The organism is Fuscovulum blasticum DSM 2131 (assembly GCF_003034965.1).
GTDB classification, from domain to species: domain Bacteria; phylum Pseudomonadota; class Alphaproteobacteria; order Rhodobacterales; family Rhodobacteraceae; genus Pseudogemmobacter; species Pseudogemmobacter blasticus.
In genome coordinates this window covers 1-10,727 of record NZ_PZKE01000033.1, presented here as the reverse complement: position 1 = coordinate 10,727, position 10,727 = coordinate 1, and the positions used below count along the sequence as shown (strand labels likewise).

Genomic DNA, 10,727 nt, shown 5'->3' with positions numbered 1-10,727 from the left:
GATTTTCCATTCTCAACGGAGTAACGAGATGCTTTCGCGTCGCCTGTTCCTGACCGCTGCTGCGGTCGTCCTGTCGCTGTCCGCGCCGCTGCGCGCCGAAGACGCCCAGATTCACGTCATGGACCCCTATGCCCGCACCATGGGAGGCATCGGCGCCTCGGGCGCGGCCTTCTTCATGCTGCACAACATGGGCACCACCGATGACCGCCTTGTCGGCGCCAGCGCCGATGTGGCGCAACGGGTGGAACTGCACACCCATGTGATGAACGCCGAAGGCGTGATGTCCATGGTCGAGGTGAAGGATGGCTTCCCCGTTCCCGCCGGCGGCACCCACGAACTGAAGCGCGGCGCCGATCATGTCATGCTGATGGGCCTGACCCGCGAACTGAAACAGGGCGACAGCTTCCCGCTGACGCTGGTCTTCGAATCCGGGGCCGAGATCACGGTCGATGTGCCGGTGGACAATGACCGCAAGCCCGCCGAAGGCGGCATGGACATGACCCACGGCGCCCCCTCGGGCGGCTGACGCCCCGGCGCGGCGGCGGGCCTGCCCGGGCCTGCCGCCGCTTGACCCCGCCCCGCCCCGGCGGGCAGGGTGCGGCGATCCATCCCCAAGGGAAAACGCCCGATGTCCAGGCCCGCCTCTGCCGCCCCCTCTGCCCGCACCCGCCTGCGCCGGCTGCCCGAAAAGGCGGCCTATGACCGCGCCGCCATCAACGCCATCCTGGACGCGATGCCCGTCGCCCATGTCGGCTATGTCATCGACGGGGCGCCCGTGGTCATTCCCACCCTGCAATGGCGCGAAGGCGACAGGATCTACTGGCACGGCTCCTCGGCCTCGCGCAGCCTGCGGGCGGGGGCCGGGATGCAGGTCTGCGTCACCGTCAGCCTGACCGACGCCATGGTGCTGGCGCGGTCGGCCTTTGAACATTCGGTCAACCACCGCTCGGTCATGGTTTTCGGCCAGGCCGAAGCCGTGACCGACCCCGCCGCGAAACGCGCGCATCTGAAAACCATGGTGGACAGCCTGTTCCCCGGCCGTTGGGAAACCCTGCGCCCGATGACCGAACAAGAGGTCAAGGCGACCGGCCTTCTGTCGCTGCCGCTGACCGAGGCCTCGGCCAAGATCGCCGCCGCGCCCCCCGGCGGCACCGATCCCGACGAAGACCGGGGCTGGCCGGTCTGGGCGGGGCTGATCCCGGTCGCGCTGGCGACATCGACGCCGGTCGCCGCGCCCGATCTGGCCCCCGGCATCGCCCTGCCCGAAGGCGTGGCCCGCTGGCGCTTCGGCGAGGGGCCGCGATGACCCGTTCGGTCCTGTTCGTCTGTCTGGGAAACATCTGCCGGTCGCCCACGGCCGAAGCCGTGCTGCGTCACATGGCCGGCCAGGCGGGCCTGGCCCTGACGGTGGATAGCGCCGGCACCGGCGGCTGGCATTCGGGTGAACCGCCGCATCCGCCCGCCGTTCTGGCCGCGCGCAAGCGGGGCTATGACCTGTCGGCGCTGCGGGCGCGGCAGGTGACGCGGGCCGATTTCACCCGCTTCGATCTGATCCTGGCGATGGACAGCCGCAATCTGGCTGACTTGCGGGCGCTGGCGCAGGGGCAGGGCACCCCGCCGCGGCTGTTTCTGGACCATGCGCCCGAAACCGGCCTGACCGATGTGCCGGACCCCTGGTATACGGGCGAATTCGACCGCACGATTGATCTGGTGGAATCCGGCTGCCGCGGGCTGATCCGCGCGCTGCAGGCCGGATCACAGGGTCACTGGGCGCAATAGGCCTCGGCCATGGCGCCAAAGTTCTTGTAGCGGTCCCAGAACTCGTCATCGGCCGGGCGTTGCGACACCCAGACCTCATGCGCCTGATCGGGGTTGCGGAAGAACTTGGCGGCGCGACGCTGGTCGTTGCCCTTCAGCGTCATGTCGGCCACTTCCTGGATGCAGCCGCACAGCGCGCGGCTGGCGGCATCGCGCCCCGACCGCAGGCAGGCACTTTCGATCGGCCCGGCCGATGCCATCGAGGAAAACACGGGAAAGGCGGCGGCGCAAAGGCCAGCCAGAACGAGAGATTTCTTCATTTTCTGCCTCATTGCCGAAACCAGGGTTTCCCTCTGCCGTCGGTCATTTTCTGCCGCCGATCATGCCGTTTTTCAGCAGTTTTTTCAATGCTGCGGCGCAGCTCGGCAACCGCGCGCCGATTTCCGCAAGGTTTGGAAGTCCTCCGCCCCCGCGCCACCAGATGCTGGGGCAGGGGCGGCGGTCCGGTCCCCATGGGGCGCCCCCCGATCTGCCGCCCCGAACCGCCGACTCGGGGCCGGAACCGGCCGCAACCTGCCCGCTGATTCGGACGGCCCGTCCGTGCCGCCGCCCGGCCGCCCGATCCGGCGCCCGTCACCCGGATTTGCCCCGGCGGCGCGTGCGGGAAAGCCCCTTCCCGGCCTCACCGCTAACCGCTATATCCCGGCCCCATGACCGACCTGTCCCTCATCCGCAATTTCTCGATCGTGGCGCATATCGACCACGGCAAATCCACCCTTGCCGACCGGCTGATCCAGTCGACGGGCACTGTCGCCGACCGCGACATGAAGGCCCAGTTGCTGGACAGCATGGACATCGAGCGGGAGCGGGGCATCACCATCAAGGCCAACACCGTCCGCATCGACTACCCCGCGCGCGACGGCAAGACCTATGTGCTGAACCTGATCGACACCCCCGGCCACGTCGACTTCGCCTATGAGGTCAGCCGCTCCATGCGCGCCGTCGAAGGCTCGCTTCTGGTGGTTGACGCCTCGCAGGGGGTTGAGGCGCAGACGCTGGCCAACGTCTATCAGGCGCTGGATGCCGGGCATGAGATCGTGCCCGTGCTGAACAAGATCGACCTGCCCGCCGCCGACCCCGACCGCGTGAAGGCCAACATCGAGGACGTGATCGGTCTGGACGCCAGCGATGCCATCCCGATTTCCGCGAAAACCGGCCTTGGCATCCCCGATGTGCTTGAGGCCATCGTCACCCGCCTGCCCGCCCCGAAGGGCGACCGCGACGCCCCCCTGAAGGCGATGCTGGTCGATAGCTGGTATGACCCCTACCTGGGCGTCGTGGTGATGATCCGTGTCATGGATGGCGTCATCCGCAAGGGCGACCAGATCAAGATGATGCAGACCGGCGCGCGCTACGGCATCGACCGGCTGGCCGTGCTGACCCCCAAGATGACCGACATCGCCGAACTGGGCCCGGGCGAGATCGGGGTGTTCACCGCCTCGATCAAGCAGGTCCGCGACACCCGCGTCGGCGACACCATCACCCATGAACGCAAACCCTGCGCCGAGGCGCTGCCGGGCTTCAAGCCGGCGCAGCCGGTGGTGTTCTGCGGCCTGTTCCCGGTGGACGCGGCCGATTTCGAATCGCTGCGCGACGCAATCGAGAAACTGGCGCTGAACGACGCCTCCTTCAGCTACGAGATGGAAACCTCGGCCGCGCTTGGCTTCGGCTTCCGCTGCGGCTTCCTGGGCCTTCTGCACCTGGAAGTCGTCCGCGAACGGCTTGAGCGCGAGTTCGACCTTGACCTGATCACCACCGCGCCCTCGGTCGTCTATCACCTGCACATGAAGGACGGCTCGGTCATTGACCTGCACAACCCCGCCGACATGCCCGATGTGACCTACATCGACCATATCGAGGAGCCGCGGATCAAGGCGACGATCATGGTCCCCGACGAATACCTGGGCGACATCCTGAAACTCTGCCAGGACCGCCGCGGCATCCAGTTGAACCTGACCTATGCCGGCAACCGCGCCATGGTGGAATACGACCTGCCGCTGAACGAGGTGGTGTTCGACTTCTACGACCGGCTGAAATCGGTGACCAAGGGCTATGCCAGCTTCGACTACCACCTGACCGGCTATCGCGAGGACAACCTTGTGAAGATGTCGATCCTGGTCAACGCCGAGCCGGTGGATGCGCTGTCGATGCTGGTCCACCGCGACCGGGCCGAGGCCCGCGGCCGCATGATGTGCGAAAAGCTGAAAGAGCTGATCCCCCGCCACATGTTCCAGATCCCGATCCAGGCCGCCATCGGCGCCAAGGTGATCGCCCGCGAAACCATTTCCGCCATGCGCAAGGACGTGACCGCCAAGTGCTACGGCGGCGACGCGACGCGGAAACGGAAGCTGCTGGACAAGCAGAAAGAGGGCAAGAAGCGGATGCGCCAGTTCGGGAAAGTGGAAATCCCGCAGACGGCGTTTATTTCGGCGTTGAAGATGGATGGGTGACTTTTCTCTTGTGTCGCCCCGAATATAGAGCGCCGTTTTTTCGGCGCTTTATTGCCCGAATCTGATGTCTTCTCCACTCTGCTCAAAGGCGAATTGATCGCCTTTAGGATGAGGAGTGGGAAATCTTGATTAAATATGTACCTTTTGGCCTGGTGTTCGGGATGCTGGCAGCATGCGCGACAACAGATGTTCAGCCAATGTCCAATGACACCTTTAAAGTGCAGACGCATGCTGCGCCCGCTTGTGGGCCGAGTGGGGCAAGGAATGTTGCCTTCAAAGCCGCCGCTATTGAGGTCATTCGAAAGGGTGGAGACAAATTCATCATTCTTGGCGATCAAAGCGATATGGGTATGCAGGGTGATATATTCACCGGATTCAATACCAATTACGCTCAGGGTATGGTCGTGAAGATGATCCCCGATCAATCCAGCGAAGCGCGCAACGCCCTGTCCGCACGTCAGCAACTTGGCGCAGATTGGCAGGCGATCGTTGCAAAGGGTGTTCCGCCGACGTGCAGCTAATGTCGGGCATACGTTGATCTCCGCGACCTTTGCTTGTCGCCCTGCGATGTCAGGCTGACATAAAGCGCTGCACTCTCAAGGGGTCGCTGACTCATCTATGCGGCAGCAGCGCGGCTCGCCCCCGCGAGCCGCGCTGCAATGTTCTTTCGGGCCTCAGTTCCTGCATCCCGGCACGTTCAGGTCGCGGCAGAAATACCCCGCCGCGCCGCCGATCACGGCGCCGGTGACGGGGCTGCCTCCGGTGGCGCTGCCGATCACCGCGCCGCCGGCGGCGCCGGCAAGGGCGCGTTCGCCGTCGGTGCGCAGGCAGGCCGACAGGGCCAGCGGCAGCAGGGCAATCAGGGCAAGGGAACGGGCGGTCATGGTGGCCTCCGGGTCATAAGGGTGATGCCCCAGCCTGCCCCACAAGACCCCGGCCGTGCACTGCCGCAGGTCAGTGCCACCCGCGGTTGCGCGGAAATCCCCGTCCTCGCGCGGGCTGTTTCTGCGGATCTCCGCCGGTCCGGGGCAGATCAGGCCCCGAGGCGCCCCTTCGGCGGCCCTCCGCCGCGTCAGTTCATCCAGTCGGGGTGGGGCAGGCCAAGAATGGACGGATCGTTCAGATAGATCGCCCCCAGCACGATGGCCGCCCCCAGCAGCACCGCGAAGCCGATCTTCCACACCGACCAGGGCCGTTCGCCCTGCACCTCGCCCGTCTGGCCGTTGACAAGGAAGCGATAGCTCTTGCCGTTGTATTTGTAGGCCGCCATCCAGACCGGCAGCAGAATATGCTTGAACGTCTCGTCCGAGAAATCGGTATCGACCGAGGTGATCCGCTGTTCATCCCCGCCGATGTCGCGGCGCACGTCCTGCTCGATCACCTGCGCCATCACGGCCTTTGACTGGGCATCGGCATCGGCCAGCGCGATGGTATAACCCTCGGCGCTGAACCCGGCCAGGTAATCGGGGGAATAGGGTTCCAGCCGGCCCAGATCCCAGGGCGTCAGCTCATTGCCCAGCCGGCGCGGCAGGCTGGCCGATCCCAGCACCAGCACATCGTCGAAATCGCGCGCCACCCGGCCCGAGGCCGGATACCAGCGGATCTTGCGCACCTGTTCGGTGCGGGTCTCGTTGCGGCCGTTCACCCGCACGGTGACGGTCTGGGTCTCGTAATAGGCATCGCCCCGCATCCCGGTATAGCTGGAGCGGGTCGCGGCGTCGAAGGTCCAGAACGGCACATAGATGCCGTTCATCCGCCGGCCCTTGCGGGCATATTCCAGCAGGGTGGACGGCGCGAACCACAGGCTGCCCATCCAGGCGATCATCGCCTTGCGGGCCTCGTCCTCGGTCAGGACAAAGGGCACCAGCGCCTGCGGCTTGATCAGCCGCGCACCGCCGCTGTCCACCACCACGGGCGAGGCGCAGAACGGACATTCGGTGGCATGGGTGGCGCCGCTGAATTCGATCCGCGCCCCGCAAGAGGTGCAGGTGCTGGTCTGCACCGTCTCGATGGCCGACACCGGCAGATCGTCGCGCAGGCCGGCGGCAAGGTCATGTTCCGCCAGCGCGCGGGCGCGCTTGCGTTCGCCCGCCTGCGGAATGGCCTGCACATGGCCGCAGTGATCGCAGATCAGACTGGTCTGCCCCGGTGCAAAGCGCAACTGCGCGCCGCACTGGTCACAGGGCCAGCGGTGTTCGGTCACGGGCGGCATGGGTCAGGGGGAGGGCGGCGGCGGGGGAACCTGCGACAGAAGGCGGGCCAGGTCGGTTTCGGCGGCGGGTTTCCACCCATCCTGTCCCGCCGTCCACACCAGCGTGGCCCCGGTCAGCCCACCGGCGGCGGCGCGGGCGGCCAGGTCTGCCTCGCTGAACGGGCCGCTGGTCTGGCCGTTCACCGCCAGGTGCCACTGGCGCCCGGCCATGGGCGGCGGCGGGGGCGGCGGGGTCTGCCCGGCCGCCGAAGGCGCCGCACCCCAGGGCCCGATGGCCTGCCCCATGCCAAGCCCCATGCCGGCGGCCATTCCGGCGCCCACCATGCTGCCAAGGCCGCCCGGCTGGGCCATGCCTTCCGCCGCGTTGAACTGCATGTACTTGTTCAGATCGCCCGCCACGCCCATCGAGGTGCGCTTGTCCAGCACCTTTTCCACCTCTTCCGGCAGGCTGATGTTCTCGATGTAGAATTCCGGGATGGACAGGCCGTAATCATCGACCTTGGGTCCGATGCGGTCGGCAATGATCTTGCCAAGCTGTTCCAGGTTCGCCGCCATGTCCAGCACCGGGATCTGCGACGAGGCCAGCACCTGGCTGGCCGCCTGCACGATGATGTTGCGGATCTGGAAGCTGATCTCGTCCGAGGTGAACTCGCCATCGGTGCCGACAATCTCGGTCATGAACTTGCCGGGATCGCTGACGCGCATCGAATAGGTGCCGAAGGCGCGCAGGCGGACCGGGCCGAATTCCGGGTCGCGCGCCATGATCGGGTTCTTGGTGCCCCATTTCTGATCGTTGAACCGCGTGGTCGAGACGAAATAGACCTCGGACTTGAACGGCGACTGGAAGCCGTGGTCCCAGTGCTGCAGCGTGGTCAGGATCGGCAGGTTGTTGGTTTCCAGCATGTAAAGGCCGGGGCCGAACACATCGGCCAACTGGCCTTCATGGATGAACACCGCCGCCTGGCCTTCGCGCACCGTCAGCTTGGCGCCGTATTTGATGGCCTGCCCGCGCCGGTCAAACCGCCAGACCATGGTGTCGCGCGTGTCATCCAGCCACGAGATGACATCAATGAACTCGCCCTTGAGAAAGTCGAAGACCATGGAAAAACTCCTGCAGACCGGATCAATGCCGGATCAAGATTCACCGCCCAGAAGGCGGCTGGCAAGCGAGAAGACGATGGGCCGCGCCTCGGCCAGTGTCATGCCGGGGCGCAGCGCGGGATCGTACAGCATCTTCAGCATCAGCTCGTCCTGCCGGGTCAGCAGGGCGAATTCCTCGTCATCGTTGAAGATCGAGGGCCGCGCGGCGGGGCTGTCATTGGCCAGCCCCAGCCCTTGGGCAATTTCCTCATGGAAGCAGGACTGGCGCAGCAGGTCGGGGTGTTCGGCCCGCACCACCGCCACGGCGCGGGTATAGGCGCCGGAATTGCCCTCGGACAGCGCATAGACCAGGCAATAGGTCGATCGCGGCATCCCGGTGACATCGGCGATGTCGCGCGGCGACAGGCCGGGTAACTGGGCGGCCAGCGTCGGGCCAAGCGCCTCGCGCTCATCCTCTGAAACGATGTGGATGGTGAAGTTGGCGCCGCTGTCCACCAGGCTGATCGGGTGGTTGGTCAGCCGCGCCAGCCGCGACAGATAGGAAGAGATGCGGGCGCGGTCGGTGGCGCGGCGGTCATCGGGCACGCTGGCCCCGAAGCTGACCGAAACGCGCACCGGAATCTGCCAGCGGCGCACGACCGAGGCGGATTCGCTGCGCACGAAACCGCCGCCGCCCGAGCGGGAATATTCATCATAAAGGGCAATGCGCAGGAAATTCTCGGCCAGCATCCGGTCGTTGAACGGCGTGTCCGCGCCGCCGCCATCGGTGCGCAGCAGGCCCTGTTGCAGCAGCGAGGCCTGCAACTGCGCATAATAGGCCCGCGCGGCGGCGCTTTTCGGCGTTTCGGCCGGACGTGGCGCCGCGGCGGGGCGGGGGCGGGGCGACGAAGCCGTCGGGCCTGTCGGGGCGACCGGCACGCAGGCCGCCAGCGCCGCCGCAAACAGGCTGACGCCGGCCATGGCCCGGGACCGAAGGAAAAGGCGTGCCGGCTGCATCATGCTCCTTACGCCGCCGGTCCGGTCGCGGGCGAAGACAGTTGCCGGGCGCGGGCCGCGGCCAGCGTCTCGCGCAGGTCGGTTTCCATCTTGACCAGCTCTTCCTGCGCCGCGGCCCGGCGGGCCTTGCCTTCATCGGCAATCCGCAGGCTTTCCTCGATGGTGGCGATCAGCGTCTCGTTGGCCTTCTTCACCGTCTCGATGTCGAAGACGCCGCGTTCCATCTCCTCGCGCACGGTGCGGTTGGCATCCTGCAGGTTCTTGGCATTGGCTTCCAGCAGTTCGTTGGTCAGGTCGCTGGCCTCGCGCACCGCTTCGGCGGCTTCCTTCGACCGCTGGATCGTCACCGCCTGCGCAAGCTGGGTTTCCCACAGCGGCACGGTGTTCACGAGGGTCGAGTTGATCTTGGTCACCAGCGACTTGTCGTTTTCCTGCACCAGCCGGATCGACGGCAGCGACTGCATGGTCACCTGACGGGTCAGCCGCAGGTCATGCACGCGGCGCTCCAGATCGTCGCGCGCGGCGCGCAGGTCGCGCAGTTCCTGCGACCGGATCAGCTTGTCAGCCTCGGGCGCTGCGGCGATGGCGGCTTCCTTGGCGGGAATGTCCTTGGCATCGACCTCGGCCAGCTTGGCCTCGCCCGCGGCGATGTACAGCGCAAGCTCGTCATAGAAGGCCAGCGTCTTGGCATACAGCACATCCAGTGACTTGATGTCCTTCAAGAGCTTGGTCTCATGGCTCAGCAGCTCTTCCGTGATGCGGTCGATCTGGCTTTGCACCTCTTCGTAGTGGGCCACGAATTCGGCCAGCGGCGCGGCCTGGCCGGTCAGCCATTCCCACCAGCTTTGCTTGCGGTTCACGTCCAGCTCTTCGCCGGAAAAGCCGCGGATCGTGGTCACGATCTGGCGCAGGGAATCGCCCGCCGGGCCGACATCCTTGTTCTTCACGTCCTGCAGCATTTCCTGGCTGATGACCTGAAGCTCGGCCTGCGCCGAAGACCCGAACGAGATGATCGACTGCGTGTTCGACAGGTCCAGCTCGTTCATCCGCTTGTGGATGGCGGCGGCCTTGTCGGGCGTGGCCGCATCCAGGGTGACAAGCTCGGTGCTGGGTTCGGGCAAGATCACCGCCGAAATCTTGTCGACTTCGGTCAACAGGGCCTGGGCTTCGGTGCGGATGGTTTCGGTGGTCATGGCATCCCTCCTGTGGGGTGTCGGACGGTACTAGATACGGGTATCGGCCTTCAGCCGGTCACGCAGCACGGCGATCTCGATATCCAGATCGGTGCGGCCGTTTTCCAGCAGGGCCTGCGAGCGTTCGGCAAAGGTGGTTTCAAGATCGGTCAGCAGCGCGTCCCAGTCGGCCCGGGCCTTCTGGTCACGGCTCTGCGCCCAGAGATCGGCAAACTTGGCCGTCGCGTCCCGCGCCCCGGCCAGATAGACCGACAGATACTTGCGCGCGGCGGTCAGATCGCGCGGGTCGGATTCGACGCGGCGGAACAGGCTGCGGGCGCTGGCGGCGAAACGGTCCACCCGCGCCTCAAGGCTGCGGTCGCCGGCGCGCAGGATGGCATCCTTCATCTCGGTCAGGCGTTTCTCGGCCTCGTCCACGGCGCGGGCCACGCGGTCGGTCTGGAACGGGTCGATTCCCTCCATCCCCTTGTCCGACATCGGGTCCAGCCCGAAGGCGCCCAGCATCAGCCCGGCCCCCAGCAGGGCATACAGCACCGGATAGGCCGAAAGACCATGCGCGATATAGCCCCCCGCGAACAGCGCCGCGCCGCAGGTGACGGCACTGGCCAGCAGACGCGGAAAGGCCTGGCGGCGGGCCACCTTGCGCGCGGTCCAGGCGGCGCGGGCGCGCAGGCCTTCGCGCGCCAGCCAGGCCGACAGGATCAGCAGCCCCCCGGCGGCAAGCCCAAGGATCATGTCCCCCGGCGCATCCCCGAAGGCCGGGAACAGGAAGGCGAAGGCCGACAGGAACACCACCCGCGCCCGCCATTGCCCCGCAACCCGCAGATCGGGCGGGGCCACCTGGACCGGGGCAGGGGGTGTGCCGGGGATACGGCTGCCTTGCGGGGAATGGGGGCCGCCATAACGCTGGGCCATCACATCCCCCCGGACCCGGCAACGTAAAGCACCAGGGCCACC

12 protein-coding genes are annotated in these 10,727 nt (G+C 66.4%); 5 read left to right on the top strand and 7 right to left on the bottom strand.

Annotation, left to right across the window (positions count from 1 at the left end; translation table 11 throughout):
• Positions 1–28: 28 nt before the first annotated feature.
• The 3 genes from C5F44_RS17140 (at position 29) to C5F44_RS17130 (ending at position 1,779) form a co-directional block, all read left to right on the top strand.
• A complete protein-coding gene (locus C5F44_RS17140; RefSeq protein WP_181318316.1) occupies positions 29–526 on the top strand; it encodes a copper chaperone PCu(A)C in 498 nt (165 codons plus the stop codon).
• 102 nt (positions 527–628) lie between these two features.
• Entirely contained in the window at positions 629–1,306 is a 678-nt protein-coding gene (locus C5F44_RS17135; protein ID WP_107674813.1) for a pyridoxamine 5'-phosphate oxidase family protein, read from the top strand.
• Entirely contained in the window at positions 1,303–1,779 is a 477-nt protein-coding gene (locus C5F44_RS17130) for a low molecular weight protein-tyrosine-phosphatase (protein ID WP_107674811.1), read from the top strand. The genes C5F44_RS17135 and C5F44_RS17130 overlap by 4 nt, the downstream gene beginning before the upstream one ends.
• Here the strand turns inward: C5F44_RS17130 and C5F44_RS17125 are convergent.
• Positions 1,764–2,078 carry a hypothetical protein gene (locus tag C5F44_RS17125; protein ID WP_107674809.1) on the bottom strand — a complete coding sequence of 105 codons (315 nt, stop codon included), beginning with the start codon at positions 2,076–2,078 and terminating at the stop codon, positions 1,764–1,766. The two genes, C5F44_RS17130 and C5F44_RS17125, sit on opposite strands and share 16 nt — an antisense overlap.
• A gap of 390 nt (positions 2,079–2,468) precedes the next feature.
• Here C5F44_RS17125 and lepA point away from each other — a divergent pair, with 390 nt between their 5' ends.
• Entirely contained in the window at positions 2,469–4,268 is a 1,800-nt protein-coding gene (lepA, locus tag C5F44_RS17120) for a translation elongation factor 4 (protein ID WP_107674807.1), read from the top strand.
• A 125-nt stretch (positions 4,269–4,393) separates the two neighbouring features.
• On the top strand, positions 4,394–4,789 hold the full coding sequence (locus C5F44_RS17115) for a hypothetical protein (RefSeq protein WP_235822665.1): 396 nt from the start codon (positions 4,394–4,396) through the stop codon (positions 4,787–4,789).
• A gap of 153 nt (positions 4,790–4,942) precedes the next feature.
• Here C5F44_RS17115 and C5F44_RS17110 read toward each other — a convergent pair whose 3' ends face one another.
• The 6 genes from C5F44_RS17110 to C5F44_RS17085 form a co-directional block, all read right to left on the bottom strand.
• A complete protein-coding gene (locus C5F44_RS17110) occupies positions 4,943–5,152 on the bottom strand; it encodes a glycine zipper 2TM domain-containing protein (RefSeq protein WP_107674803.1) in 210 nt (69 codons plus the stop codon).
• 188 nt (positions 5,153–5,340) lie between these two features.
• The gene (locus C5F44_RS17105) at positions 5,341–6,480 is read right to left on the bottom strand and encodes a TFIIB-type zinc ribbon-containing protein (protein WP_107674801.1); all 1,140 of its coding nucleotides are present in this window, start codon (positions 6,478–6,480) and stop codon (positions 5,341–5,343) included.
• Between the two features lie 3 nt (positions 6,481–6,483).
• Positions 6,484–7,581, bottom strand: a complete 1,098-nt coding sequence (locus C5F44_RS17100; protein WP_107674799.1) for an SPFH domain-containing protein — start codon at positions 7,579–7,581, stop codon at positions 6,484–6,486.
• A gap of 33 nt (positions 7,582–7,614) precedes the next feature.
• The gene (locus C5F44_RS17095; protein WP_235822664.1) at positions 7,615–8,541 is read right to left on the bottom strand and encodes a DUF2927 domain-containing protein; all 927 of its coding nucleotides are present in this window, start codon (positions 8,539–8,541) and stop codon (positions 7,615–7,617) included.
• 44 nt (positions 8,542–8,585) lie between these two features.
• Complete coding sequence (locus tag C5F44_RS17090) at positions 8,586–9,770, bottom strand: toxic anion resistance protein (RefSeq protein WP_107674797.1); 1,185 nt, start codon at positions 9,768–9,770, stop codon at positions 8,586–8,588.
• A 30-nt stretch (positions 9,771–9,800) separates the two neighbouring features.
• Positions 9,801–10,685: a 5-bromo-4-chloroindolyl phosphate hydrolysis family protein gene (locus C5F44_RS17085; protein ID WP_107674795.1), complete on the bottom strand. Its 885-nt coding sequence runs from the start codon at positions 10,683–10,685 to the stop codon at positions 9,801–9,803.
• Positions 10,686–10,727: the final 42 nt, after the last annotated feature.